The organism is Curtobacterium sp. MCPF17_047 (genome assembly GCF_003234045.1).
Taxonomy (GTDB): Bacteria; Actinomycetota; Actinomycetes; order Actinomycetales; family Microbacteriaceae; genus Curtobacterium.
Genome location: NZ_QKSF01000010.1, coordinates 113,608 through 138,657 on the forward strand (window position 1 = coordinate 113,608; position 25,050 = coordinate 138,657).

Sequence of the window (25,050 nt, forward strand, 5' to 3'; positions counted from 1 at the left end):
GGCTCACCTCCGGAAGGAGGCGAGCCGCCCTGTTCGTCGCGTCCGCAAGGTGCTCGGCACTTGATCCGGCCTGGAGGCTCGGCTGCCGTCCGACCGACAGGTCGCCTTGGTACCGGCGTCACTCGTCTACTGAATGCTGACCGACGGACCGACAGGGCCAGCAGCGTGGAGCACGAAGCTGCCTACCGAATTGCTCGATGCGCAGCGGCGACGCTCCAGAACGCTCCCGCAAGCAGCACGGCGGCGCAGAGGATCACCGCGGACACGTCGTTCGTCCGCCCCGTCACAGCTGCGGCCATCCCGAGCGCGATGACGCCGCCGGCAGCAACACTGGTGGGCAGCACAGCAGCCTGATGCCCTCGGCGCCAGGTTGCCGCGTCGTGCATCGTCGCTCGCGTCCGAACACCGACGAACGAATTCCGGCCGATCACACCGCGCGCGGGCAACACGGCGAAGACGATGGTCAACACCGCAGCAACCATCTCGACGGAAACCATTTGCTGTCTCACTTTCTCATGGGGGAAGGAACCAGTACGGAACTGGCGGGACTTCACCGCCGCGCCTCCTGCTCGATGAGCGCCGTGGCGATCGTGTCGGCCGCATGGGGAGCCTTGGCGAGCGTGTGGACCGCGGCGGTGACTCCCGCAGCGTTGGCGATGACCGCTCCTGCCGCCCGCACCTCGCCGTTGATCCAGGTCGATGCCCCTTCTCGCTGCCAGCTCACCGTACGAGCGGGCCCAGCACCAGGCTCGAGCGCCCAGTCGGCATAGCGACAGAGATCGTCGAACGTGGACCAGACGCCGCCAGCAGCCGCGAACGACGACTCCCCGAGCACCCACGGCTTGATCGGACGACCGAAGAGCCTCGGCACCACGCGTTCTGACAGAGCAGGCACGAGCGCCGCCGTGCTGACCCCCGCCGGTTCGAGAACCTGCTGGCGCACGGCGGCGAACCAGTCGCCGTGAACGGCGTCGAGCACGGCGCCGAGGAGCGCGTACCCGAGGTTCGAGTACACGAACCGGCCGCGGGGTGCGACTGGTACCGCAGCCGCCAGCTCGAGGGAAACGCCGACGGCCTTTCGGTACGGGTCGCGAAACAGGCTGTCGCGGATCGCGGCCGGAAGCCGCGGCAACCCGGAGGTGTGGTGGACGAGGTCAGCAACGGTCATCTCGGCGTCGGGCACACCGGGGAGGTAGTGCACGACCGGCCGCTCGACCTCGAGGGTGAGCCAGGCCGTCGTGCCCACGAGTCCTTTCGTGATGCTCCCCCACTCGAGCAGCGAAGCGGAGGCGTACGGCCCGCGGGGCTCACGGAGCGTGTTCCAGCCATCGCCGGCGTGAAGGCTTGCGCGCCAGTGTCCAGAACTCTCAAGCGGATTCCGCACTGTGTCCCTCTCTCTGCAGACGGGCCGAGATGCGGGCGGCAGCGCCGTCCCACAACGACCGAGCGCGGCGCTGGAGACCGACGACGTGGGCGTTCACGAAGAGCAGATCAAACGCGGCCATCACGAGGGCGAACGACGTCAGCCCCATGAGCACGGCAATCGCCAGGTGGAAAATGAGCATCGCCGTCACTGCGACGGGCCTCCCCGCACGGAAGAAGACGAGGACGGGGAAGAACACCGAAGTGAGGACAGTGACGTACGCACCGATGACCATCAGCCAATCGGACTGCACGAGCAACGGGGTGATCCCCGGGAGGAAGAACTCCGGCACGTTGAGGATGTAGTACAGGGCCGTGCCGTCTTGCCAGAGCTCACCCTGCACCTTGTACAACCCAGCCATGAGGTAGACGACCGTCACCTGGGTCACCAGGAGCAGGAGTCCCGTGTTGTTGAGGACTGACGCGAACGGGCCTGCCTCCCGATTTCGACGTCCTTTGACGATGGTGAACGCCGAGTAGCACCTGGTCAGCAAGAGGAAGAGCACTGCTGACGCGGCCAAGGCATCGCCACCGTCCATGAACGCCGGGTTCGCCATGTAGAGCGACCAGAGGAGCACGTAGTGCGCCGCGAGGACCGGACGGCCACCCACGCCGAGCGTGACAAGCAGCGCGACCGCCAGGCCGATGTGAAAGACGACCTCGAAGAACACCGCCGAATCCGACGCTGCGTAGAGGCTCCAGGTCCCGATACCGGCCGTGTAATCGCGGATGCCTTCGAGTCCGTAGACACCGTCCGGACCGAAGAACGTTGATCGCCCCGCGTACTGCCTGATGTACAGCGCCGCCGACACCACACCGATGACCGCCCTGAGCAGGCTCAGGGCGGTGGTCGCACGAGGCGCGTCCACCATCCAGTCGGCAACGGCACGGATTCGGGAACCAAGCGCGCGAGTCACAAGGGGATCCATTCCGAGTCCGTGATGCGAGGCTCTGCGCGGGCTGCATCGTCGCTGCGCTTCGACCACGGCGGGAGCGATTGGACGACGAACCGAAGTTGCACGGCAGAGGGCTGGTCATCAGCGTTCATCGCAGATGGGCACAGCACCCGCAGTGCCGCGTAGCGAGCCAGGACGCGCTCTGCTCGTCGCTCGGTCCCGACGTCGGAGGGCACGAGGTCTTCCTTGCCCCTGGTCTCGAGTCGTTTGCTGATGTCGTCCTGTGCAAAGCGCTCGACGAGAGCATTGCTGACGATCCGGCTCTCACGATCCGGGAAGAACCTCGACGATTGGGTCCGCGCGATGGCGGACGAAGAGATGTCGGTCCAATCCGTCGCCTCGCCTTGGCACCGCACGCGAGCAACCACACCGCGCTCATCGCTGATGGGATCCGGCGCGAAGAGCTGCCAGTTCTGGGAGAGGTGTGGATTCAGCAGGGACGTCACCGGGGCAACGTCGAACTTGATCGGCGTGACCGGACCAGCCAGCACCAGGGCGCAAGCACCGAACGTTCCCGCGACTGCCACTCCAGTGGCTGCAAGCAAGGACTTCTGCATGGTTCTCCAGGAGGAAGGGGCCCGCCCACTGGGACGGGCCCCTCGTACTCGTCAGCGATCGAAGTAGGCGGACTCGAGCTGTGCCGACGGCTGCCTTGCCTCCGCGGCGAAACCGAGGATGCTCGCGAGACGAGCGACGTTCCCCGCCGCCCGCGGCGCATTGGCCGCCTTGAACCCTGCTGCCAAAGCCTTCGCGACACCCACCACTCCGCGCTGCTCTGGCTCAGAGGCCATCGACGAGGCACCGTGGTTCGCGACGACGTCTGCCATCGCGCTGGACTGCTCGTAGGACCCCTGAGCAGCCTGAGCCGGCGCAGCCAGCAGGAACGTGCCTCCGACCGCGACTACAGCAGCGGAATCGATGAGCTTCGTTCTGAACTTCATCTTCGAACTCCAATCTGTTGTTTGGAGTACCTGTGTATCAGTTGCAGACCGACAGGTCTACCTGTCAGACGCGATGCAATTGGAGCTCGAAGCCGCGGGCGTCGACATCATCCAGTTCGACGAGCCCGCCTTCACCGTCTTCCACGACGAGGTACAGGACTGGGGCGTGGCCGCACTCGAACGCGCCGCCGAGGGCCTCCGCGCGCAGACCGCCGTGCACATCTGTTACGGCTACGGGATCGAAGCCAACAACAACTGGAAGGCGACGCTCGGGCCGGAGTGGCGGCAGTACGAGCAGTCGTTCCCGCTCCTGCAGCAGTCATCCATCGACATCATCTCGCTCGAGAGCATCCACTCCAAGGTCCCGCTCGAGCTCGTCGAGCTCATCCCGAGCTCCAACTGCGGGATGGCTCCCCTGGCGTGGGGTGCTGCGCTGGACAAGCTCGGCGCGCTGGCGGCGGGTGCGGCCATCGTGCGAAGCGAACTCACCGGCACTGCCGCGTCGGCAGCGAGCTAGCGGCTCGGCTCCGCAGGGCGGCTCAGCTCCACAGGACGGCTTGCCTCAGCAACGAGGCGAGCCGTCCTGCACGTCGCGTCCGCGAGGCGCCTGGCTCGCGGTCCGGTCTGGAGACGCGGCTCGGCTCCGGCCAGCAGCTCACGTTGGCCGAGCGCTCCGTTCTTCGGGCCTGACCGTCGGTCAGCTCCGCTTCGTCACTCCTGGCTGTCGAGAACCATCTTGTCGAAGTCACCCGCAATGCACTGCGAGCTGCCGTCGATCGTGTACCCCCGGGGATCGGCGCGGAAGTCCGAAGAACTCACCGGACCGCCCCTGCCCCGCACTCCGAGGATGGGGTCCTCCCCGCCGGTCTGGTAGCGCTCCGTCGTGACCCCGAGGTCCTTCCAGTGACGCTCCACCGCAACGACATCCGCCTTCGGGTCAGCGCTCGCAGAACGGACCATCGCGTAAACGTACTGGACGCCGCCTTGCCCCATGCCGAGACCGCACTTTCCGAGTCGCGGGCCGTCACTGGGCTCCCACCCGCTACCGACCACGCTGGTCGATCCGTCGACGAACTTGACGATGGACTGTCTCGCTTCTTTCGCGTTCATGCCAGATCCTTCGCTGCAACCAGTGAGAAGGGCGACGGTGAGCAGGGCTGCTCCTGTTGCCCAGAGGACGGTGACGGCTTTCCGCCGAGGTGGTTTCATCTGGCAGTTCCTTCCAGATCGGCTCGCTTCAGCGAGATCGGCGTGATCACTTCGTCAACAGTTCTGGCTGGCCGGTCGTGGCGTACCCGACGTTCTGCAGCGACTGCGTGTTCTCGTCGAGGTACCCGCCGCCGTACCAGGTGTGCACCCCGTGGTCACGGACAGGTTTGAGGCCCGGCGCCCCGTCAGCGCCGAAGCTCGTCGCGCCGAACTCCGGAGCAGTCGGATCTTGATGATGGTCAGAGCTGAAGTCACGCCCGACCGCCGCCCATTCGTCGCCACTCCAGTGCTCGATGATCGGCTTCACCACTTCTGCCTGCCCCGCGTAGACCGCATCCGCATGAATCTCGTCTGCCCCGTGGATGCTGTCCGGGATGCCTGCCGACGCGATCGCGGTGAACGAATCGACGTGCACACCCTCGGTCGTGAGGGCATAGGACGCAGTCGTCGTGCCGTAGGAGTGCCCGAGGACGTTGACCGTGGGAATCGTACCGGCCCTCGTCGCATCGAGGCCCGTGATCGACGCGGCCAGCTTCTCTCCACCGGCTTTCGCGAAGTCGCTGCCGAACACGGCGGCACTCGCCGGCGGGACCGGCGGCGCCTCGTACCCCATCCACGCGACGACGGCGTTCGTGGTGCCGCGACCCGCGGGGACCGCCTTGGCTTGCTCGCTGTAGACGTTCTGAGCGGCATCCGTCCAATCGGTCATGCTGCCCGTGCTCGATCCCATCCCCGGCACCGCCCAGGTGACGTTGGCGGCTTCGTCGAGATCGCCGATGGAGACCGCTGCCAGGGGCGGATGGTCCGCGCTGAGCACCGTGAGCGTGCGCGGTGCACTCGGACCGCCGGAGCTGAGAGAAGACTTGATCGATTCGAGTGCGGAGAGGTCTTCGGCGTTCTTGCGCGCTTCAGCGCTGTAGACGCGGTCCGGACGATCGAGGTCGTCGAGGAACTGTTTCGCGGACGCGATCCGGCGATCGAGCACGGCGACGTTCGCAGCGCTGCGTGCCCAGTACGGTGCCCCTTCGAGATTCCCCAACACGGTCAGCACCGAGGTCGGAAGCAGAGCGAGGTCCGTAGCGTCTTCCCTCGTGAGACCGAGGTCCGTCCACACCGCGGCGACCTCGGTCGGGGTCAGTCCCGTCGTGAAGAGCCGCTGAACGTCTCGGACGAGCTCGTCGTCGGTCACCCTGTCGATCGCGGCATTCGTCAGTGATCCGACGCCCCCCGCCTGCTCGAACGCGTCGGCGATGCGGTCGATCCACGCAGCATCGGCTCGGTTCTCCTCGAGGAACCGTTCGAACCCCGTCACGAAGGTGCACCCGTCGATCGTCACCCAGGAGCACGACGCGGTGAAGGTCTTCCACGAGCTGGCGAGCGTCGAGGCCTTCGCTGCTACAGCAGCATCGTTCGCCCGGCTGACCGTGCTGAAGTCGCGTAGCCGTGCCGGGTCTGCCGAGCTCCGCCCCTGACCCGTGCCGCCCCCGGACCGCCTGCGTTCCCGGGGTGCGAACGCCGCATGGATCAACGGCGGTCGCACCGCAACCTCCGACGGTTTCGGTGCCAGGATCACGACCGGGGGCAGGGTGCTCGTGGCGATCAGCGACGTCGCCGCAGCGTGCTGGCGTCTGCGATCGGCTTCGTTCCACGCGTCGAGGGCGTCCAGCCGGTCTTCCTCGGCTTCCGCAGCGGTCTTTGCGTCGCGCACCTGACCGACGAGGTCGTCGAGGACGGACGCCAACTTGCCCCGGTCGGTCGACTCAGTCGAGGCAGACTCGGTGAACCGGTCCGCGTAGGCTCCGGAAAAGTCAGCCGCTGCTTCCTCGACGGCGGACCGACGAGCCCCCGACTGAGCGCGAAGCTCGTCCTTCGCCGACGTGGCCGCTCTGATGACGGCGTCTGCCGCCGCCTCGTCGAACTCGATCTTTCCCATGACGTCCCCCTCCGGCCCACCCCGGTCCGGGTTCCGACCCTAGCGTGAAGCTCCCCCTGAAGTCACGTATTCCACATGCCAGTTTTCGATCGGGCGGCTGTCCGAGCTGCAGGTCATCACTGGCCTCCCACTCGTCGCCGACCGTGCTGGACGATCCGTCGACGAACGTGACGATGCACTGTCATGCGGGAGCTCCACCCAGACCGCTGCGCTGTAGCAACATCTCCACGATCATCTCGTGAGGCGCTCGAGCCGGCCGCGCGGGCGCTGACACAAACGGGTCAGGCCTGGGGCGTTGACTACACGCATGATCACCAAGAGCATGATCTACGAGGTCAAAAACGCGCCAGTTTGAGATCGCGACGGCGCATCGGTCGGCAAGGTCGCGCAGGTCTTCCCCTCCGACGAGGACGGCAGCGCTGCGTTCGTCAGCGTCGCGACAGGACTCTTCGGAGGCCACTCCGCGCTCGTCCCGGTCGAAGACGCCACCTTCGACGGAACGGATCTGCACGTCGGGTACGCGAAGAGCGCGATCAAGGGTGCACCCTCCCCCGGAGCCGGAAACACCGTGTCCGCCACTGAGGCGAACGCCGTCCGCAAGCACTTCGGGCTGTCCCCCATTGGCAGAGCGACCGGCGACATGGGTGATCCGCACGAGAACCTCGATCAGGCCGGTACAGGTCCTGCGGGAGCAGACGACAATGAGGGTGCAGGTACGACGCCTCCGGCATGAGCAGCGCCGGTGACCCGAGGAAGCGCGGGAGCGCGGGGGCCGCCAGCGCGGCGCGAACTGACATCTTCCGAGGCGAGCTGTCGGGGCGGAGCTGACGGTACTGCTCCATCTCCTCGGACTGGAGGCACGGTGCCAGCTGGCACCGCGCCTCCAGTCAGGCACAGGGTCGCGGACACGCGGACGGCGGGGTGCCCCTCACCTGTCGGCGATGAGCCGGAGCGTGTAGCCGTCGGGGACCGTCTGGTGTTCGACGTAGTGCACGGACACCGGCGTAGCGCTCGACAAGCTCGGCGCGCTGGCGGCGGGAGCGGACATCGTCCGGAACGAGCTTGTCGCCCCCGACGGCAAGTTGGAGCACTGGCCGCTGGGAGCCCCGGCCGCACCATGAGACGAAGCAACCTCACCCCTAGACTCGGCAGATGCTCGAGAGCCGTCGCCTTCCACTGTGGGCGGGTCGCACGGCCGCGCTGCTGGGCATCGTGCTCGTGGCGTTCACCCTTCGCCAAGCAGTCGCTGCGGTCTCGCCGATCATCGGTGACGTCCGGGCCGACTTCCCCGTCTCGAACCTCGACGTCGGCCTGCTCGGCACCCTGCCGCCGCTGCTGTTCGCGGCCTCGGGGTTCACGGCCCCACGCGTCGCACGGCGCCTCGGGCTCGACGGCGGGATCGTCCTCGCGCTGGCCCTCATCACGGTCGGCCACCTCGTCCGCGCGGTCGCACCGGGTGTCGCGATGTTGCTGGTCGGCAGCATCTTGGCGTTCGCCGGGACCGGTGTCGGCAACGTGCTGCTGCCGTCCGTCGTCCGTCGCTACTTCCCCGACCGGGTGGCCCTGCTGACCGCGGTCTACGCGTGCATCGTCGGAGTTAGCACCGCGGTGCCGGCTGCCCTGGCGGCACCGATCGCGCAGTACGCCGGGTGGCGGACCTCGCTCGCCGTCTGGGCAGTCACCTCGGCGGCAGCACTCGTTCCCTGGCTCATCGTCCTCGCACAGCAGCGCCGACTGCGCCGCACCGACGCCGGTCTCGTCAGCCCCGCACCCACCGAGGTCGTCACCCGTCTGTGGCGATCCCGCGCCGCACTGTCGATCACCGCGCTCTTCTCCTCGAGCGCGATCTGCACCTACGCGGCCTTCGCCTGGCTGCCGGAGATCCTGCAGGGCGTCGCCGGATCGACGCCGACGGAAGCGGGCGTCCTCCTCGCCGTCACGGGCGTGATCAGTGTTCCCGGCGCGCTGATCACTCCTCTGCTCGTGCCCCGACTCCGCAACGTCGGCTGGCTCATCGCCGCCGGCGTCCTGAGCTTCGCTCTCGGATACCTCGGCCTGCTGCTCGCACCGGCGCCGCTCACCCTGCTCTGGGTGCTCCTGATCGGCTGCGGCTCGATCCTGTTCCCCGTCTGCCTCGTGCTCATCAACGTCCGCACCCGGACACACGGCGGAACTGTGGCGTTGAGCGGCTTCGCCCAAGGCACCGCGTACGCACTCGGAGCGCTCGGCCCGTTGCTGGTCGGGCTGCTCCACGACGCCAGTGGTGGCTGGACGCTGCCGCTGCTCTTCCTCCTCGCCGTCACACTCGCGGCAGCGATCCCCGCGATCCCCCTCGGCCGCCCGACGTTCGTCGAGGACGAGCTCAGCCGGTAGCGGATGCGACCGACGCGGTCCATGCGATCAGCTTGAGCGGACATAGTCCGGAACGAGCTGTCGACAGGCAGCCGAGTACGCTGCTCCATCTGGTCGGCCTGGAGGCTCGGTGCCGGCTGGTACCGAGCCTCCAGTCCGGATCAGGGTCACAGACACGCGGCGGCTGCGCCCCACCCCTCACATGTCGGCGATGAGACGGAGCGTGTAGCCGTCGGGGACCGTCTGGTGTTCGACGTAGTGCACGAACACCGGCGCTGCCTGGTCGGCCGTGAAGAGCTCTGACGGGTGCCGCGGCTCATGAGCAGCCTGCACGTCAATGGTCTCGGTGAGCGGTTCAGCGAGGTCGTGGTCACGGCCGATCACGTAGAACCGGTACTCGCCGTCGTCCTCAAGACGGCGGAGCTCGACGCTCATCTTCTCCGCGGTGCCCCCGGCCTGGAGGTAGGAGTTGCCGTACTCGTCAATGACCGACTGCGGACCGGCGCGCCAGGTCTGATCGTCGATCGGTGCGGAGAAGACGAGCCACGCGAAGTGGTCGCCGTTGTCGAGCAGGCCAAGGCTGCGGCGGATCTGGTCAGGGACCGGGCGGAACGTGTCGTTCAGGACGCTGCTGACAGAACCGTTGGTCTTCATGATGATCAAAGCGGGCTACTCCACGTGCTCGTAGGCGACAGAGGTGATCTTGATGCGCTCCCCACGCAGCGTTGCATACGCAGGCTTGTCATAGGAAACGCCGTTGTCAAACGCCTCCTGACTGGCGTCCTTCGACGTGCCACTCTTCACTTCAATTCCTTCGTACGTGCCGTCCGCCTTCTTCACCAGACCGTCGTAGTACCGAACCCGGTCTGCTCCGTCTTGTGATGCGCGCACGCGAGTGACGTCGACGTCGACGCCACGCTGCTCCTCGTACTGCTTGAGGCCCTGTGCCTCCTTCTGAGCGGAGTCAGCACGCGCCTTGTCGTTGCCCTCCGACCGGTACTCACCCTTGTTGTTGCGCCCGGGATGGTTCTCATTCGGGCCGTTCGGGTCTTTCTTCGCCTGCTCGACGTGGTCGGTGCGGTTGGGGCTGACTCGGTCATCGGTCATCGCGTGCACACCGAGCTGGCTTGCGCCTGCTGCAGCCGCTGTGGCACCCGCTGCCATCACCGCCGCACCGGAGATGTTCAACGGCACTCCGGCGATCGCTCCCACGCCGGTGATGTCGAGTGCGACACCCCCGCCTTCCATCGCTGCTCCTCCAACCATCGTCGCCAGGCCACCGAGGAGTTCGATGATCTCGTCCGGGTGGTGGACCATGGCATTGCCCATCGAGGCGAACACGTTCCCGGCGACCGCTGCAGCATCCTGCACGTACGGCCACGCCGCTTCTGCTTCCGCGCGGAGGACTGCCTCGCCCACGTCTTCGAGATTCCCCAAGGCGTTCAGCACCGAGGTCGCCGCGACCTCGGTGGGGGTCAAGCCCTTGGCGAAGAGCCGCTCAACATTGCGGACGAGCTTGTCGTCGGTCATCTTGTCGATGGCGGTGTTCTTCAGGGACCTATCGCTCCCAGCACGTTCGAATGCGTCTGCGATGCGGTCGATCCACACAGCATCAGCGCGGTTCTCCTCAAGGAACCGCTCAAACCCCGTCAGGAAGGTACACCCGTCGATCCGCACCCAAGAGCACGAAGCGGTGAACGCCTTCCACGAAACGGCGAGGGTCACGGCCTTTGCTTCCGCAGCTACGTCATTCGCCATACTGACGGTGCTGAAGCCACGCAGTCGTGCCGGGTCTGCCGAGCTCCGCCCCTGACCCGTGCCGCCCCCGGAGCGGCTTCGTTCGCGAGGTGTGAACGCCGCGTGGATCGCCGGCGGTTGCACTGCGACCTCCGAGGGTTTCGGTGCCCGGATTGCGAGCGGGGGCAGGGTACTCATGGCGATCAGCGACGTCGCCGCGGCTTGCTGGCGGTTGCGTTCGGCTTCATTCCAGGCATCGAGGGCGTCCAGCCGCTCTTCCTCGGCCTCCGCGGCGGCCTTGGCGTCGCGCACCTGCCCGGCTAGGTCGTTCAGGACCGACGCCAGCTTGCCCCGGTCAGCCGACTCGGCCAAGGCGGACTCGGTGAACCGGTCCGCGTAGGTCCCAGAGAAGTCTGCCGCTGCATCCTCGACCGCGGACCGCCGAGCACCGGCCTGAGCGCGGAGCTCGTCCTCCGCCGATGTGGCCGCCCTGATGACGGCATCTGCTGCCGCTGCGTCGAACTCGATCTTCCCCATGACGTCCCCCTCCGACCCACCCCGGTTCGGACTGCGACTCTACTGGAAGGCTGCGCCTGAACCGTCTTCTCCTCAGATCCCGCCTCATCGCAGGCGCCTGTGATCGCAGAAGTCGGTGCGAACACCTCGAATAACCCGCACGTTCCGCCCGAACTCGTCGAACTCGTCCGCGGGAAGAACGTCATGCTCGGGGCGATCGACGTCGCGACCGAGACCGTCGAGACACCCGAAGAAGTCGCCGAGGTCCTGCGCCGCGCGCTCGCGTTCGTGGACGCCGACAAGCTCAGATGCTTTGGTTCATTTTGACAGAACTCCTTGTGCAGCCAGGACACGGGTTGGCACAACAAAGCGCCCCGCAGGCCGAAGCCAGCGGGGCGCCCCAGAGTCACACCAGGATCAGAAGTCCCAGTCCTCGTCCTCAGTGCTCTCCGCCTTGCCGATGACGTACGACGAGCCAGAACCCGAGAAGAAGTCGTGGTTCTCGTCCGCGTTGGGCGACAGCGCCGACAGGATCGCCGGGTTCACGTCCGTCGTCTCCTTCGGGAACATCGGCTCGTAGCCCAGGTTCATCAGCGCCTTGTTGGCGTTGTAGTGCAGGAACTTCTTGACGTCCTCGGTCAGCCCGACCTGGTCGTAGAGGTCCTGCGTGTACTGGATCTCGTTCTCGTAGAGCTCGAACAGCAGGCTGAACGTGTAGTCCTTGATCTCCTGCTTGCGCTCCTCGGAAGCGCCTTCGAGGCCCTTCTGGAACTTGTACCCGATGTAGTACCCGTGGACGGCTTCGTCGCGGATGATCAGGCGGATCAGGTCAGCAGTGTTCGTGAGCTTCGCACGCGAGGACCAGTACATCGGCAGGTAGAAGCCGGAGTAGAACAGGAACGACTCGAGCAGCGTCGACGCGACCTTGCGCTTCAGTGGGTCGTCACCGGTGTAGTAGTCGAGGACGATCTGCGCCTTCTTCTGCAGGTTCACGTTTTCCGTGGACCAGCGGAAAGCGTCGTCGATCTCGGGCGTCGACGCCAGGGTCGAGAAGATCGACGAGTAGCTTTTGGCGTGCACCGACTCCATGAACGCGATGTTCGTGTAGACGGACTCCTCGTGCGGCGTGATCGCGTCGGGGATCAGGCTGATCGCGCCGACGGTGCCCTGGATGGTGTCCAGGAGCGTCAGACCCGTGAACACGCGCATGGTGAGCTGCTGCTCCTCCGGCGTGAGGGTGTTCCACGACTGCACGTCGTTCGACAGCGGCACCTTCTCGGGCAGCCAGAAGTTGTTGACGAGGCGGTTCCAGACCTCGACGTCCTTCTCGTCCTGGATGCGGTTCCAGTTGATCGCGCTGACCGAACGGATCAGCGGGATGGCCTTGCCCGTGGCGTGGACCGGGTCGGTGAGGGTCATGGTCTCTTCCTGGATATGGCTTGCCGTCGAGGTAGGCGGGGCAGGCGTGAACCTGCCCCGCCCCCAGCGCTACACGCGCTGCGTGATGGTGTCGTCGGGGTTTCGCTTCGCGCTTGCTGCTGTCACAAACTGCCCAGTACCAGCGGAACGATTCACCGTGCGGGAGTTGCCTGTGCCGCTACCCACACGCTCGGTGGTCGTCTTCGACGGCCAACGAGCGGCGGCAGCTGCATTGACGAAGCGGCCACTTGCAGCGCTTCGGTTGACACTTTTACCCACTGTCTTCACCTCCTCTCGGGACTGATTCAGCCCCGAGAGCCTGACCCGACTGGCCAGTTCGACTCATGTACAGTGGACGTTCCAGCGCTCAGTTGGAGTCCCTGTTAGGGGCTGTTCAGGACCAGGTTTTCGCGAACCTGGTCCTGAGCTCTTTGTGGACTTGTGCGGATCTGAAGGCGCGGTGCGGGCTGGCACCGCGCCTCCAGGCCGGGGGTGGTCGCGTCAGCGACCGGTGGTCGGCGTCGATGACGCCGAAGGCGTCACAGCATGCAGCTGACGCAGCCCTCGACCTCGGTGCCCTCGAGCGCGAGCTGGCGCAGACGGATGTAGTAGATCGTCTTGATGCCCTTGCGCCATGCGTAGATCTGCGCCTTGTTGATGTCACGCGTGGTGGCGGTGTCCTTGAAGAACAGCGTCAGGGACAGGCCCTGGTCCACGTGCTGCGTCGCCGCGGCATACGTGTCGATGATCTTCTCGGGGCCGATCTCGTACGCGTCCTGGTAGTAGTCCAGGTTGTCGTTCGTCATGAACGGCGCCGGGTAGTAGACGCGGCCGAGCTTGCCTTCCTTGCGGATCTCGATCTTCGACGCGATCGGGTGGATCGACGACGTCGAGTGGTTGATGTACGAGATCGAACCGGTCGGCGGGACGGCCTGCAGGTTCTGGTTGTAGATGCCGTGCTCCTGGACGGACGCCTTCAGCGCCTTCCAGTCGTCCTGCGTCGGGATGGTGATGTTCGCGTTGTCGAACAGCGACGCGACGCGGGGGGTGGCCGGCGTCCAGACCTGGTCGGTGTACTTGTCGAAGAACTCACCCGACGCGTACTTCGAGTCGCGGAAGCCGTCGAAGGTCTCCCCCGTCTCGATCGCGATGTTGTTCGAGGCGCGCAGGGCGTGGAACAGCACCGTGTAGAAGTAGATGTTCGTGAAGTCGATGCCCTCGTCGGAGCCGTAGAACACACGCTCACGAGCCAGGTAGCCGTGCAGGTTCATCTGGCCGAGGCCGATGGCGTGCGACTTGTCGTTGCCGTCCTCGACGGAACGCACCGAGGTGATGTGGGACATCTGCGAGACCGAGGTCAGGCCGCGGATGGCGGTCTCGATGGTCTTGCCGAAGTCCGGCGAGTCCATCGTGAGCGCGATGTTCAGCGAGCCGAGGTTGCAGGAGATGTCCTTGCCGATCTCCTTGTACGAGAGGTCCTCGTTGAAGGTGGTCGGGGTGTTGACCTGCAGGATCTCCGAGCACAGGTTCGACATGTTGATCCGGCCCTTGATCGGGTTGGCCTTGTTCACCGTGTCCTCGAACACGATGTACGGGTAGCCCGACTCGAACTGGATCTCCGCGATGGTCTGGAAGAACTCGCGGGCCTTGATCTTCGTCTTCTTGATGCGTGAGTCGTCGACCATCGCGCGGTAGTTCTCGGAGATCGGGACGTCGCCGAAGGGGACGCCGTAGACCTTCTCGACGTCGTACGGCGAGAAGAGGTACATGTCCTCGTTGTTCTTCGCGAGCTCGAACGTGATGTCCGGCACGACGACGCCGAGGGACAGCGTCTTGATGCGGATCTTCTCGTCGGCGTTCTCGCGCTTGGTGTCGAGGAACTTCATGATGTCCGGGTGGTGGGCGCTGAGGTAGACGGCGCCGGCACCCTGACGCGCACCGAGCTGGTTCGCGTAGGAGAAGGAGTCTTCCAGCAGCTTCATCACGGGGATGATGCCCGAGGACTGGTTCTCGATCTGCTTGATCGGGGCGCCGGCCTCACGGATGTTGGAGAGCAGCAGGGCCACGCCGCCGCCGCGCTTCGAGAGCTGCAGCGACGAGTTGATCCCGCGCGAGATCGACTCCATGTTGTCCTCAATGCGGAGGAGGAAGCAGGAGACGAGTTCGCCGCGCTGGGCCTTCGCGGTGTTGAGGAACGTCGGCGTCGCGGGCTGGAAGCGGCCGGCGATGATCTCTTCGACGAGGTCGATCGCGAGCTGCTCGTTGCCCTGGGCCAGGCCGAGGGCGGTCATCACGACGCGGTCCTCGAAGCGCTCGAGGTAGCGCTTGCCGTCGAACGTCTTGAGCGTGTAGCTCGTGTAGTACTTGAACGCACCGAGGAACGTCTGGAACCGGAACTTCTTCGAGTACGCCAGGTCGTTGAGCCGCTGGATGAAGTCCATCGAGTACAGGTCGATCGTCGCCTGCTCGTAGTACTCGTTCTCGACCAGGTAGTCCAGCCGCTCCTTCAGGTTGTGGAAGAAGACGGTGTTCTGGTTGACGTGCTGCAGGAAGAACTGCTTGGCCGCCTCACGATCCTTGTCGAACTGGATGTTCCCGTCCGCGTCGTAGAGGTTGAGCATCGCGTTGAGGGAGTGGTAGTCCATCCCCGTCTGCGGAGACGTCAGATCGACGTCTGCAACTGCTGCGTCCAAAATGCTTCCAATCCTGAGTTGACCGCCACCACGTCGTCGGGGGTCCCGAAGACTTCGAAGCGGTAGAGAACGGGGACTCCGCACTTGCGCGCGACGATGTCCCCGGCGAGACCGAACGCCTCGCCGAAGTTGGTGTTCCCGCCGACGATGACGCCCCGGATCAGTGCCCGGTTGTGTTCGTCGTTGAGGAACTTGATGACCTGCTTGGGGACCGCTCCGTGTCCGTTGCCGCCACCGTAGGTGGGGAGGACCAGGACGTACGGGCCGTCCGCCCGCAGGGGCGGCTCACTCGCGTGCAGCGGGATCCGGTCGGCGTCCTGGCCGAGCTTCTCCACGAACCGGGCGGTGTTGCCCGAGACACTCGAGAAGTAGACGAGGCGGCTCATGGTGCGCTCCCTGACGAAGGTGCGGACTGCGGACCGGAGGGGTGTGGTGGAGGTGGGACGAGCCTCCTGGCCGTCCACCCGCCACCGGGCGTCGCGGGCCGAGTGGCCCGCGAGGCGTCAGGCCAGTTCGGCGCTGAGGGTGGCGATCTTGTCGGGGCGGAAGCCCGACCAGTGGTCGTCGTCGGTCACGACGACGGGGGCCTGCATGTAGCCCAGGCTCTTGACGTGCTCGAGGGCGGCTTCGTCCGTGGAGACGTCGTGCACTTCGTACTCGATGCCCTTGTTGTCGAGGGCGCGGTACGTCGCAGTGCACTGGACGCAAGACGGCTTGGTGTACACGGTGACGGCCATGATCTCCCCTGGTTCTGGGCCCGGTTGGAGGCCCGTCGTTCTGGTGCTGTGTTGTCGATGACGCTACTACATGTAGTGCCCGATGGGCGGGTGGACCACTAGAGGAAGTGTTACACCCCTGTAGTTTCCACAACGTCATCCACAGTCTGTGGATTCCCGTGAGGCCCGGTTTTCCGCCACTCTGCCACCGCCCACCGACACTTCCCACACCCTGTTGGGGGGCCTTGTCCACGGGTGTGGAAACCTCCCGCTCGGCGTGTCTGAGAGCGCTGCGCGGACACCGCCCCGAGTACCGTCCCCCGCACGGGTGGCACCGTTCTCCACAGCCGCCGCAACGCGGTCCGTCCGGTCCGTACACTCGTCTCGTGAGCGCGTACGGGTCCCTGCTGAAGACGCCCGGGGTCGGCCGGGTCATCGCCGCGCAACTCACCGCGCGGTTCCCGTTCGGCATGCTGTCACTGGCGTACCTGCTGCACGTCGAGCACATCTTCGACTCGTACGGCGCAGCCGGACTCGTCCTGGCGACCACGAGCATCGGCCAGGCCCTCGCCGGTCCGCTCACCAGCCGCTGGATGGGCCGCTGGGGCATGCGCCCCGTCCTCATCCTGACGAGCATCGTGGCGCTGGTGACGATGGGCGTCATCGCCTTCTTCGTGATGCCGCTCTGGGCCTACGTCGTGATCGGCTTCGTCGGCGGTCTGGCGGTCCCGCCGGTGCAGCCCGCCGTCCGCACCATCTACCCGAAGATGGTCACGTCCTCGCAGCTCACCCCGCTCTTCTCCCTCGACGCCAGCGCGCAGGAGCTCATCTGGGTCGCCGGCCCGGTCATCACCACGTTCGTCGCGACGCAGATCGGCACGGTCCAGGCGATCGTCGTCGCGATGGTGTTCCTGCTCATCGGTGGCGCCTGGTTCATCGCCTCCCCCGAGCTCGGCCGGGTCCGCATCCCCCGCTCGAAGCGCGCGTTCGGGGTCGTCATGAAGCGGCCGTCGGTCGTGGTCGCCACCGTCACCGGCCTGCTGCTCATCGGCGCGTGTGCCGCGGTGGAGGCCAGCGTCACCAGCGTCTTCGGCGAGGGCAGCCCGAACGCCGGCATCGTCCTCGCCGTGTTCGCGGTCGGGTCGCTCGTCGGCGGTCTCGCGCTGGGGCACCTCCCGATCTCGCCGAACGCCCTCTGGTTGCGCATGACGATCGTCTTCGTCGGACTCGCGCTGGCGGTCGGCAACCCGACCTTCTGGTGGCTCTGCATCTCGCTGGTCATCGCCGGCGCCGGCATCGCCCCCGCGCTGACGGTGATGTTCGGCTCGGTCTCCGCCACCGTCAAGTTCTCCGACACGGCCGAGGCCTACGGCTGGATGGGCACCGGCCAGCTCATCGGTGCCGCCGGTGGCTCCGCGGTCGCGGGCTTCCTGATCGACAGCAACGGCCCGAGCGGCGGGCTGATGGTCGGTGCCGTGATGGCGGCGGCCGGTGTCGTCTTCCCCCTGGTCGTGCGCCGGTGGTTGCCCGACCTGCGTGGTCGTGACGCCAGCCCGCTGCCCGACACCGAGCCGGTCCACCTCCCCACCTGATCCGTCGCTCCGGGAGTTCTCCACAAGACGTCCTGGAGGCACGGCTCGCCCCCGTCACGGCGGGCAGGATGGGTGCATGGTCATCTCCACCCCCCTCCGCGACGGCCGGAGCATCCCCACCATCGGCTTCGGCGTCTACAAGGTCGACGACGCCCAGGCCGCGACGGCCGTCGGTCTCGCACTGGACGCCGGGTACCGGCACGTCGACACGGCCGAGATGTACGGCAACGAGCGTGGCGTCGGGCAGGCGATCCGGGCCTCCCGGCTGGAGCGCGATGACGTGTTCGTGACCACGAAGGTGTGGAACGAGCACCAGGGGCGTGACGGCACGCTGCGGGCGTTCGACGCCAGTCTCGAGCGGTTGGGGCTCGACGCGGTCGACCTGTACCTGATCCACTGGCCGGCGGCGGCGAACGACCGCTACGTCGAGACCTGGCGCACCCTCGTCGAACTCCGCGAGTCCGGGCGGGCGCGCAGTGTCGGCGTCTCGAACTTCCAGGTGCCGCACCTCGAGCGGATCATCGACGAGACCGGCGAGGTCCCCGCCGTCAACCAGGTCGAGCGGCACCCGTGGTTGCCGCAGCGCGAACTGATGGCGTTCCACGAGCAGCACGGCATCGTCACGGCCGCGTGGTCCCCGCTCGGCCGCGGACGACTGATCGAGGATCCGGTCCTGGTCGGCATCGCGGCCGCGCACGACGTCAGCGTCGCCCAGGTGCTGGTCCGGTGGAACGTGCAGCAGGGCGTCGTCGTCCTGCCGAAGTCCGTGACGCCGTCGCGGATCCGCTCGAACCTCGACGTCGACGGCTTCGTCCTGACGGACGACGAACTCTCCGCGATCGCCAGCCTCGAGTCCGGGCAGCGCACGGGCTCGCACCCCGACGCCGTCGCCTGACCGGGCTCGTCGCCGCATCCGCCGCCGTCGTCATCACGCGGAACACCGGTGTTCGTCAGTCGCGCCGCGGAAGCGCGCGGCGTCACCGACGAACACCGGTGTCTTGTCGAAGCCCGGAGCCCGGAGCCCGAGGCCCAGAGGGGCTCAGCCCCGGCGGTCCTCCTCGGACTGCCACGGCAGGTGCAGGTCGCCCGGCTCGGGCTCGACGTCACCGGCGTCGTCCGCGCCACCGGTCCCCGGGGCTGCGACGATGCGCGAGGGGTCGATGCCGTCCTCGCGCAGGTCGTCGTCGTCGCGCTGCTTCGTCTGTGACGCGTCCATCTCCCGCTCGCTCGACGGGCTGTACGACGTGTCGGCGGCCCGCTGCTCGCGCCCGCTCACCCCGTCGACGTCGTCGCTGTGCGCTGCCGAGGTCAGGGCGTCGGAGCGGTCCCGGTCGTCGGAGTGCTCGGGGCCTGCGATGTCGTTGCTCATGCTGTTTCCTCCCGTTTCCCCGAACGCTAGGCGGCGGACGGCTGCGGACTCCCAGGGCACCGGTCCGATCGGGGCACATTCGGACGCACCCTCGCAGGTCCGTTACGCTCGTCGGGCACTCGCCACCACCAGGAGGTCCACCGTGACGATCGTCGCCGCCGCTGACGGCTCAGCCCTCGGCAACCCCGGCCCTGCCGGCTGGGCCTGGTACGTGGACGACGACCGCTGGGCTGCCGGCGGCTGGCCCCGCGGCACCAACAACCAGGGCGAGTTGACCGCCGTCCTGCAGCTCCTCAAGGCCACGAAGGACACCGGGGAACCGCTGCACATCCTCTGCGACAGTCAGTACGCGATCAAGGCCTGCACCGAGTGGCTCGCCGGCTGGAAGCGCAAGGGCTGGCGGAAGGCCGACGGCAAGCCGGTGCTCAACGTGGAGATCATCCAGGAGCTCGACGCCGAGCTGCAGGGCCGCAAGGTGACGTTCGAGTGGGTCCGTGGGCACATGGGCCACGAGATGAACGAGGCCGCCGACGTCCGTGCCCGTGGTGCGGCGACGGCGTACCAGAACCGCACCGAGGTCCCGACCGGACCGGGCTGGCCGGGCGTCGACGTTCCGGAGCCGGCGGCGATCCCCGAGGTCGCTCCCCCCGCGACGCTCTTCTAGACCGCAGGACCGACAGCCACACGACAGACAGCGAGGGCGGGACCGTTCGGTCCCGCCCTCGCTGTCTGTCGTACTGGACTCAGTAGGTGCCGTCGCGGCGGTCCTGCCGGGTGATCTGCTCGCCGGAGGCCGGGTCGACCCCGGAGCGCGTGGTGGTGGTCGTCCGACGTCCGCCGAAGCCGACCGCCAGGCTGATGATGAGCAGGATGACGCCGGCGGCCATCAGGATGTAGCCGATGAGGCGCAGGTCGATGCCGGCGACCTGGTAGTCGACCGCGAACGCGACGATGGCGCCGATCACGATCAAGGCGATGCTGGAGCCGATTCGCATGGGGGTTCCTTCCGTGGGCTGCGGCTGACCGTACCCGGTCGGCAGCCCGCGTGTTCTGGCTCAGTCGACGTCGACCTCGGCCCACCCGTCGAAGCGTCCGATCTCGGTGACGCGGACCACGGCCTCGCCGGCGTCGTCGGAGGCGTCGAGGTCGATGGTCGCCGAGAACCCGAAGTCCTTGTCGCCCGCCGGGTCGGCGAAGATCTGCCGTGCACGCCAGGAGCGGCCCTGTTCGGAGAGCACGAGGTACTGCATGGACCGGGCTTCGGCGTCGATGCCGATCGTGTCGTGCTCGTCGTAGTACTCCTCGAGCACGTTGTCCCACGCGTGCTGGTCGAACCCGGCGGTGGCGTCGAGTTCGCCGAGTCCCTCGATGTCGTCCCGGGCGGCCAGCAGCACCCGCTGGAAGAGGGCGTTGCGCACGAGGACCCGGAAGGCCCGGACGTTCCCGGTCAGGCGGGCGGGCTGTGGCGGCGCGATCTCCTCGTGATCCGCTTCGGCGAGCGCGATGTCCCCGTTCATCAGCGCTTCCCACTCGTCGACGAGCGAGGAGTCGACCTGGCGGACGAGCTCGCCGAGCCACTCGATGATGTCGTCGAGCTCCTGGGTGCGGTGTTCGTCCGCGATGGTCTGCCGCATGGTGCGGTAGGCGTCCGACAGGTACCGCAGCACCAGGCCCTCGGAGCGCGTGAGCTGGTAGAAGCGCACGTAGTCACCGAAGGTCATCGCTCGCTCGTACATGTCGCGGACGACGGACTTCGGGGAGAGCGAGAAGTCGAGCACCCAGGGCTGTTCGTCGGCGTAGCTCTCGTACGCGGCGGTCAGCAGTTCGTCGAGTGGTTTCGGCCAGGTGACCTCTTCGAGGAGCTCCATCCGCTCGTCGTACTCGATGCCCTCCTGTTTCATCCGGGCGACCGCTTCGCCGCGTTCCTTGAACTGCTGCTGCGACAGGATCGCGCGGGGGTCGTCGAGGGTCGCTTCGACGATGGACACCATGTCGAGAGCGAAGGTCGGCGACTCCGGGTCGAGCAGTTCGAACGCGGCGAGCGCGAACGGTGACAGTGGCTGGTTGAGCGCGAAGTTCGCCTGGAGGTCGACGGTCAGTCGGTAGGTGCCGTCGACCTTCTCGATGACACGGGCGTTGATCAGCGTCCGCGCGATCGTGAGCGCCCGACGTGCCATCGCGAGCTGGCGGGCACGCGGTTCGTGGTTGTCGTAGACCAGGGAGCGGACGTCCTCGAACGCGTCCCCGCCGCGGGCGACGACGGACAGCACCATGGCGTGCGTGATCCGCATCCGGGACACCATCGGCTCGGGCTCGGCGGCGATCAGGCGTTCGAACGACGCCTGACCCCAGGACACGAAGCCCTCGGGTGCCTTCTTCCGCTTGATCTTGTTCTTCTTCTTCGGGTCGTCGCCGGCCTTGGCGACCGCGCGGGCGTTCTCGATGTCGTGCTCGGGTGCCTCGGCGACGACGTCGCCCTCGGTGTCGTACCCGGCACGTCCGGCACGTCCGGCGATCTGGTGGAACTCGCGTGCGGAGAGCTGGCGCATCTTGGTGCCGTCGAACTTCGTCAGACCGGTGAACAGGACGGCGCGGATCGGGACGTTGATGCCGACGCCGAGGGTGTCGGTGCCGCAGATGACGGGCAGCAGGCCACGCTGGGCGAGCTGTTCGACCAGCCGCCGGTACTTCGGCAGCATGCCGGCGTGGTGGACGCCGATGCCCGCCCGGATCAGGCGTGACAGGGTCTGCCCGAACCCGGCGCTGAAGCGGAAGCCGGCGATGGCCTCGGCGATCTGGTCCCGGCGTTCGCGGGAGGCGACCTTCGCGGACATGAGCGCCTGGGCTCGCTCGAGTGCCGCGGCCTGGGCGAAGTGCACGATGTAGACCGGTGCCTTGCCCTCGTCGAGCAGCCGTTCGACGGTCTCCTGCACGGGGGTCATCACGTACTCGTACTCGAGCGGCACGGGGCGCGAGACCCCGGTGACCCGTGCGGTCGACCGACCGGTACGGCGGGAGAGGTCGTCGGCGATGGTCGTGACGTCCCCGAGGGTGGCGGACATCAGCAGGAACTGCGCCTTCTCGAGCACGAGCAGCGGCACCTGCCACGCCCACCCCCGGTCGGCGTCGCCGTAGAAGTGGAACTCGTCCATGACCACGACGTCGACGTCCGCGTCGGGACCCTGGCGGAGCGCGAGGTTCGCGAGGATCTCGGCGGTGCAGCAGACGATCGGGGCGTCGGCGTTCACGGCGGAGTCGCCCGTGACCATGCCGACGTTCTGGGCGCCGAACAGGTCGACGAGCTGGAAGAACTTCTCGGACACCAGGGCCTTGATCGGCGCGGTGTAGTAGCTGCGCTTGCCCTCCGCGAGCGCGGCGAAGTGCGCACCGGCGGCGACGAGGGACTTGCCGGTGCCGGTCGGGGTGCTCAGGACGACGTTGGCGCCGGAGACGAGTTCGATGAGGGCTTCGTCCTGCGCCGGGTAGAGCGGACGTCCGCCGGAGGCCGCCCACTCGGCGAAGGCGAGGTAGACGGCGTCCGGATCGACGACACCGCCCTCGGCCGCCGGCAGTGCGGCGACGAGCGGAGGGGCGGTGGTGACGTCGGTCATGTGCCCATCCTCCCAGCCCCACGCCTGACACGGCCCGCACCTCCCGCAGATGCATGCGCCCGCATAGACTCGCCGTGTGCGTGAACTCGGATTCCTCTCCTTCGTCCCGAACCACGGCGGTGCTCCCGGTGCCGCGAGCGCCCTGGAGGACGGGCTGCGGCTCTTCCAGACCGCCGAAGCCCTGGGCTACGGCACCGGGTGGGTGCGCGGTCGGCACTTCGAGCCCTTCCTCACCAGCCCGATGACGTTCTTCGCCGCCGCAGCCCAGCGGACCAGCACGATCGGCTTCGGCACCGCGGTGCTCGGCATGCGCTACGAGGACCCGGTGCGCCTGGCCGAGGACGCCAGCACCGTCGACCTGCTCAGCGGCGGCCGGGTCCAGCTCGGCATCAGCACGGGCATCGCCGGCTACGGCCCGATCCTGGACCCGGTGTTCGGCGGCTCCGAGCGGCCCTTCCGCGACGAAGCCGAGGCACGCGCGGCCCGGCTGCTCGAGGTCCTGCACGGCGACGCCCTCGGCTCGGCCGGCAAGGGCTACGAGAGCATCCCCGCCGACGCCGAACTGACCCTGCAGCCGCAGAGCCCCGGCCTGCTCGACCGCGTCTGGTGGGGCGGCGGCAGCATGGGCACCGCGGTCCGCACGGCCGAGAAGGGCCTGCTGCTGCACTGCTCGACGCTGAACACCGAGGACACCGGCGCACCGTTCGCCGAAGCGCAGGCCGACCAGATCGCCGCGTACCGCTCCCGGTTCGCCGAACTGCACCCGGACCGACAGTCGAAGGTCGCCGTCGGCCGGATCATCGTCCCGCTGCTCGACGACCACGACCACGACGTCCACCGGGAGTTCCTCACCGGGTACGCGTCCGGCATGGACGACGAGGGTCGACCGCTGTCGGGTCCGCCGTTCCGCTTCAGCAGGGTCCTGTCCGGCGAGCCGGCAGCCATCGTCGACGCCCTGCGTGCCGACCCGGCCGTGGCGGCGACCGACGAGCTGGTCGTGACCCTGCCCGCCAACGGTGACAGCGCCTCCCACGAGCGGATCCTCCGCATCGTCGCCGAGGAGATCGCACCGGTGGTCCGCGCCGTCTGAGCGCCCACGAGCGGCACCGGCGCCCGGCCCCGCCACCGGCCCCGGCGCCGGGGCGCCGTCCGGCCTCAGCGTCCAGCGGGGCCCACGGGCCGGTGAGTTCCGTGGGCTGCACCGCCGGACGACCATCGGCGTTCCTGATCCGAACGCGATGGTGCACTCATCGTTCCACCTGCGCACCTTTTTGTCACCCGTGACGAATCCGCTCCGCACGACCACGGTGCCGCCGCGGGAACGAGGCCGTGCCGCCCCCGGGAACGGGGATGCACCCGCGGGAACGAGGATGCGCCCCCGCAACGAGTGCGGGGGCGCATCAGGACGCATCAGGACCACCGGGGCGTCATCGGCCGGATCAGGAGGCCGCGACACTCGCTCGGCAGTCCTTGATCGATGCGTGCGCCGACGGTAACCAGCCGACTGGCGCACCTCCGATCGTACCGATGCGACCGGGCACGGTGCGGAAAGTGGACGGAATCACAGCCTCCTGGCGCGCTCCAGTCCGAGGGTCACGGACGTCGTCGGCCCGCCTCCGGCCCGGCCGGTACCGTCCGTACCTGGCTGCGTCCACCACCGGCAGGGCAGGATGGGCGTGACCCGACCCGGGGTCTCGACGACGAGGTGGAGTGACGCGATGACGCGTGTAGTGGTGACCGGTGGCAGCGGCAAGCTCGGACGGGCGGTCGTCCGCGACCTCGACGAGCACGGGTACGACGTCGTGCTCCTCGACCGCGTGGCTTCCCCGGACAAGCCCGAGCGGGTGCAGTTCGTGCGGACGGACCTCACCGACTACGGGCAGGTGCTCAACACGTTCCTCGGCGTCGACGACCGCTACGACTCCGTGGACGCGGTCGTGCACCTCGCCGCCGTCCCTGCGCCGGGCCAGGTGCCGGACGTCGCACTCATCACGAACAACGTGACCGCATCGATCAACGTGTTCCACGCTGCCCGCGCGGCCCGCATCCGGAACGTCGTGTGGGCCTCCAGTGAGACGCTGCTGGGGATCCCGATGGGCGAGCACCACCCGCCCTACCTGCCCGTCGACGAGGAGTTCGCGGTCCGCCCGCAGTCGTCGTACTCGCTCGGCAAGGCGGTGGAGGAGGAGATGGCCCGCCACTTCACCCGCTGGGACCCGCAGCTGAAGATGATCGGTCTGCGCTTCTCGAACGTGATGGACGAGACCGACTACCCGGCGTTCCCGTGGGACGCCACCCCGGAGGCGAAGACCTTCAACCTGTGGTCCTACATCGACTCGCGCGACGGCGCCCAGGCGGTCCGCAAGGCCGTGGAGAGTGAGCTGACCGGGTTCGAGGCGTTCATCATCGCCAGCCCGGACACCGTGATGGACACCCCGACGCTGGAGCTCGTCGAGCAGTTCCTGCCGGACGTCGAGCGCCGCGCCGAGATCGACGGCGTCAGCTCGCTCCTGTCGTCGGAGAAGGCCCGCGAGCTCCTCGGCTACTCGCCCGAGCACACCTGGCGCCCCTGACCCCTCCGCAA

Annotated in this window: 23 protein-coding genes and 1 pseudogene; 8 read left to right on the top strand and 16 right to left on the bottom strand. The window is 67.5% G+C overall.

Annotated elements, in window-relative coordinates; genetic code table 11:
* Positions 1-182: 182 nt before the first annotated feature.
* From DEJ33_RS11745 to DEJ33_RS11765, 5 genes are read right to left on the bottom strand one after another with little or no spacing between them, the layout of a single operon-like run.
* Entirely contained in the window at positions 183-554 is a 372-nt protein-coding gene (locus tag DEJ33_RS11745; RefSeq protein ID WP_111195061.1) for an SdpI family protein, read from the bottom strand.
* Positions 551-1,384: a serine hydrolase gene (locus DEJ33_RS11750; protein WP_181437298.1), complete on the bottom strand. Its 834-nt coding sequence runs from the start codon at positions 1,382-1,384 to the stop codon at positions 551-553. The genes DEJ33_RS11745 and DEJ33_RS11750 overlap by 4 nt, the downstream gene beginning before the upstream one ends.
* Positions 1,368-2,408 (bottom strand): HTTM domain-containing protein, encoded by a 1,041-nt coding sequence (locus DEJ33_RS11755; RefSeq protein WP_220034481.1) that lies wholly within the window; start codon positions 2,406-2,408, stop codon positions 1,368-1,370. The genes DEJ33_RS11750 and DEJ33_RS11755 overlap by 17 nt, the downstream gene beginning before the upstream one ends.
* Positions 2,336-2,935, bottom strand: coding sequence for a DUF5819 family protein (locus DEJ33_RS11760; RefSeq protein ID WP_146242605.1), 600 nt, complete (start codon positions 2,933-2,935; stop codon positions 2,336-2,338). The genes DEJ33_RS11755 and DEJ33_RS11760 overlap by 73 nt, the downstream gene beginning before the upstream one ends.
* Before the next feature lie 51 nt (positions 2,936-2,986).
* Positions 2,987-3,319 (bottom strand): hypothetical protein, encoded by a 333-nt coding sequence (locus tag DEJ33_RS11765; RefSeq protein ID WP_111195065.1) that lies wholly within the window; start codon positions 3,317-3,319, stop codon positions 2,987-2,989.
* Here DEJ33_RS11765 and DEJ33_RS11770 point away from each other — a divergent pair.
* Positions 3,297-3,836, top strand: coding sequence for a hypothetical protein (locus tag DEJ33_RS11770; RefSeq protein ID WP_258374784.1), 540 nt, complete (start codon positions 3,297-3,299; stop codon positions 3,834-3,836). The genes DEJ33_RS11765 and DEJ33_RS11770 overlap by 23 nt on opposite strands.
* A gap of 194 nt (positions 3,837-4,030) precedes the next feature.
* Here the strand turns inward: DEJ33_RS11770 and DEJ33_RS11775 are convergent, their stop codons facing one another.
* Both DEJ33_RS11775 and DEJ33_RS11780 read right to left on the bottom strand, forming a co-directional pair.
* The gene (locus DEJ33_RS11775) at positions 4,031-4,429 is read right to left on the bottom strand and encodes a hypothetical protein (RefSeq protein ID WP_111078549.1); all 399 of its coding nucleotides are present in this window, start codon (positions 4,427-4,429) and stop codon (positions 4,031-4,033) included.
* A gap of 145 nt (positions 4,430-4,574) precedes the next feature.
* Positions 4,575-6,461 carry an alpha/beta hydrolase gene (locus DEJ33_RS11780; RefSeq protein WP_111078550.1) on the bottom strand — a complete coding sequence of 629 codons (1,887 nt, stop codon included), beginning with the start codon at positions 6,459-6,461 and terminating at the stop codon, positions 4,575-4,577.
* Between the two features lie 1,152 nt (positions 6,462-7,613).
* Between DEJ33_RS11780 and DEJ33_RS11785 the strand changes: the two genes are divergently transcribed.
* Positions 7,614-8,834: an MFS transporter gene (locus DEJ33_RS11785; protein ID WP_111195066.1), complete on the top strand. Its 1,221-nt coding sequence runs from the start codon at positions 7,614-7,616 to the stop codon at positions 8,832-8,834.
* Positions 8,835-9,011: 177 nt separating this feature from the next.
* Here DEJ33_RS11785 and DEJ33_RS11790 read toward each other — a convergent pair whose 3' ends face one another.
* Together DEJ33_RS11790 and DEJ33_RS11795 are read right to left on the bottom strand one after the other, a co-directional pair.
* A complete protein-coding gene (locus DEJ33_RS11790) occupies positions 9,012-9,476 on the bottom strand; it encodes a hypothetical protein (RefSeq protein WP_111195067.1) in 465 nt (154 codons plus the stop codon).
* Positions 9,477-9,482: 6 nt separating this feature from the next.
* Complete coding sequence (locus DEJ33_RS11795) at positions 9,483-11,087, bottom strand: hypothetical protein (RefSeq protein ID WP_111195068.1); 1,605 nt, start codon at positions 11,085-11,087, stop codon at positions 9,483-9,485.
* A 126-nt stretch (positions 11,088-11,213) separates the two neighbouring features.
* On the opposite strand from DEJ33_RS11795, the pseudogene DEJ33_RS11800 reads away from it, so the two are divergent.
* Positions 11,214-11,372: pseudogene (locus DEJ33_RS11800) on the top strand (methionine synthase); the annotation flags it as partial.
* Between the two features lie 111 nt (positions 11,373-11,483).
* On the opposite strand, the gene nrdF reads toward DEJ33_RS11800, so the two are convergent.
* From nrdF to nrdH, 4 genes are all read right to left on the bottom strand, one after another.
* Positions 11,484-12,485, bottom strand: coding sequence for a class 1b ribonucleoside-diphosphate reductase subunit beta (gene nrdF / locus DEJ33_RS11805; RefSeq protein WP_258374787.1), 1,002 nt, complete (start codon positions 12,483-12,485; stop codon positions 11,484-11,486).
* A 539-nt stretch (positions 12,486-13,024) separates the two neighbouring features.
* Positions 13,025-15,130: a class 1b ribonucleoside-diphosphate reductase subunit alpha gene (gene nrdE, locus DEJ33_RS11815; RefSeq protein ID WP_111195069.1), complete on the bottom strand. Its 2,106-nt coding sequence runs from the start codon at positions 15,128-15,130 to the stop codon at positions 13,025-13,027.
* Positions 15,131-15,147: 17 nt separating this feature from the next.
* On the bottom strand, positions 15,148-15,564 hold the full coding sequence (gene nrdI, locus DEJ33_RS11820; protein WP_110904159.1) for a class Ib ribonucleoside-diphosphate reductase assembly flavoprotein NrdI: 417 nt from the start codon (positions 15,562-15,564) through the stop codon (positions 15,148-15,150).
* Positions 15,565-15,681: 117 nt separating this feature from the next.
* Positions 15,682-15,915, bottom strand: coding sequence for a glutaredoxin-like protein NrdH (gene nrdH / locus DEJ33_RS11825; protein ID WP_017886897.1), 234 nt, complete (start codon positions 15,913-15,915; stop codon positions 15,682-15,684).
* Between the two features lie 365 nt (positions 15,916-16,280).
* On the opposite strand from nrdH, the gene DEJ33_RS11830 reads away from it, so the two are divergent.
* Both DEJ33_RS11830 and DEJ33_RS11835 read left to right on the top strand, forming a co-directional pair.
* Positions 16,281-17,486 carry an MFS transporter gene (locus DEJ33_RS11830; RefSeq protein ID WP_111195070.1) on the top strand — a complete coding sequence of 402 codons (1,206 nt, stop codon included), beginning with the start codon at positions 16,281-16,283 and terminating at the stop codon, positions 17,484-17,486.
* Between the two features lie 76 nt (positions 17,487-17,562).
* Complete coding sequence (locus DEJ33_RS11835) at positions 17,563-18,381, top strand: aldo/keto reductase (RefSeq protein ID WP_111195071.1); 819 nt, start codon at positions 17,563-17,565, stop codon at positions 18,379-18,381.
* 144 nt (positions 18,382-18,525) lie between these two features.
* Here DEJ33_RS11835 and DEJ33_RS11840 read toward each other — a convergent pair whose 3' ends face one another.
* A complete protein-coding gene (locus DEJ33_RS11840; protein ID WP_111195072.1) occupies positions 18,526-18,855 on the bottom strand; it encodes a hypothetical protein in 330 nt (109 codons plus the stop codon).
* 142 nt (positions 18,856-18,997) lie between these two features.
* Here DEJ33_RS11840 and DEJ33_RS11845 point away from each other — a divergent pair, with 142 nt between their 5' ends.
* Positions 18,998-19,519 carry a ribonuclease H gene (locus DEJ33_RS11845; RefSeq protein WP_111078557.1) on the top strand — a complete coding sequence of 174 codons (522 nt, stop codon included), beginning with the start codon at positions 18,998-19,000 and terminating at the stop codon, positions 19,517-19,519.
* Positions 19,520-19,598: 79 nt separating this feature from the next.
* Here DEJ33_RS11845 and DEJ33_RS11850 read toward each other — a convergent pair whose 3' ends face one another.
* Together DEJ33_RS11850 and DEJ33_RS11855 are read right to left on the bottom strand one after the other, a co-directional pair.
* On the bottom strand, positions 19,599-19,850 hold the full coding sequence (locus DEJ33_RS11850; RefSeq protein WP_111078558.1) for a DUF6458 family protein: 252 nt from the start codon (positions 19,848-19,850) through the stop codon (positions 19,599-19,601).
* Between the two features lie 60 nt (positions 19,851-19,910).
* On the bottom strand, positions 19,911-22,466 hold the full coding sequence (locus tag DEJ33_RS11855; protein ID WP_111078559.1) for an RNA helicase: 2,556 nt from the start codon (positions 22,464-22,466) through the stop codon (positions 19,911-19,913).
* 76 nt (positions 22,467-22,542) lie between these two features.
* Between DEJ33_RS11855 and DEJ33_RS11860 the strand changes: the two genes are divergently transcribed.
* Both DEJ33_RS11860 and DEJ33_RS11865 read left to right on the top strand, forming a co-directional pair.
* Positions 22,543-23,556 carry an LLM class flavin-dependent oxidoreductase gene (locus DEJ33_RS11860; protein WP_111195073.1) on the top strand — a complete coding sequence of 338 codons (1,014 nt, stop codon included), beginning with the start codon at positions 22,543-22,545 and terminating at the stop codon, positions 23,554-23,556.
* A 628-nt stretch (positions 23,557-24,184) separates the two neighbouring features.
* Positions 24,185-25,039 carry an NAD(P)-dependent oxidoreductase gene (locus DEJ33_RS11865; RefSeq protein ID WP_181437299.1) on the top strand — a complete coding sequence of 285 codons (855 nt, stop codon included), beginning with the start codon at positions 24,185-24,187 and terminating at the stop codon, positions 25,037-25,039.
* The last annotated feature ends 11 nt before the right edge of the window (positions 25,040-25,050 follow it).

Excerpts from the sequence above, each read along its gene's own strand:
- DEJ33_RS11785 (WP_111195066.1), top strand. The coding sequence starts at position 7,614 with ATGCTCGAGAGCCGTCGCCTTCCACTGTGGGCGGGTCGCACGGCCGCG.
- DEJ33_RS11840 (WP_111195072.1), bottom strand. The coding sequence starts at position 18,855 with ATGAGCAACGACATCGCAGGCCCCGAGCACTCCGACGACCGGGACCGC.
- nrdE (WP_111195069.1), bottom strand. The coding sequence starts at position 15,130 with ATGGACTACCACTCCCTCAACGCGATGCTCAACCTCTACGACGCGGAC.
- nrdH (WP_017886897.1), bottom strand. The coding sequence starts at position 15,915 with ATGGCCGTCACCGTGTACACCAAGCCGTCTTGCGTCCAGTGCACTGCG.
- DEJ33_RS11775 (WP_111078549.1), bottom strand. The coding sequence starts at position 4,429 with ATGAACGCGAAAGAAGCGAGACAGTCCATCGTCAAGTTCGTCGACGGA.
- DEJ33_RS11760 (WP_146242605.1), bottom strand. The coding sequence starts at position 2,935 with ATGCAGAAGTCCTTGCTTGCAGCCACTGGAGTGGCAGTCGCGGGAACG.
- DEJ33_RS11780 (WP_111078550.1), bottom strand. The coding sequence starts at position 6,461 with ATGGGAAAGATCGAGTTCGACGAGGCGGCGGCAGACGCCGTCATCAGA.
- nrdI (WP_110904159.1), bottom strand. The coding sequence starts at position 15,564 with ATGAGCCGCCTCGTCTACTTCTCGAGTGTCTCGGGCAACACCGCCCGG.
- nrdF (WP_258374787.1), bottom strand. The coding sequence starts at position 12,485 with ATGACCCTCACCGACCCGGTCCACGCCACGGGCAAGGCCATCCCGCTG.
- DEJ33_RS11835 (WP_111195071.1), top strand. The coding sequence starts at position 17,563 with ATGGTCATCTCCACCCCCCTCCGCGACGGCCGGAGCATCCCCACCATC.
- DEJ33_RS11855 (WP_111078559.1), bottom strand. The coding sequence starts at position 22,466 with ATGACCGACGTCACCACCGCCCCTCCGCTCGTCGCCGCACTGCCGGCG.
- DEJ33_RS11850 (WP_111078558.1), bottom strand. The coding sequence starts at position 19,850 with ATGCGAATCGGCTCCAGCATCGCCTTGATCGTGATCGGCGCCATCGTC.
- DEJ33_RS11865 (WP_181437299.1), top strand. The coding sequence starts at position 24,185 with ATGACGCGTGTAGTGGTGACCGGTGGCAGCGGCAAGCTCGGACGGGCG.
- DEJ33_RS11770 (WP_258374784.1), top strand. The coding sequence starts at position 3,297 with ATGAGCTTCGTTCTGAACTTCATCTTCGAACTCCAATCTGTTGTTTGG.
- DEJ33_RS11765 (WP_111195065.1), bottom strand. The coding sequence starts at position 3,319 with ATGAAGTTCAGAACGAAGCTCATCGATTCCGCTGCTGTAGTCGCGGTC.
- DEJ33_RS11795 (WP_111195068.1), bottom strand. The coding sequence starts at position 11,087 with ATGGGGAAGATCGAGTTCGACGCAGCGGCAGCAGATGCCGTCATCAGG.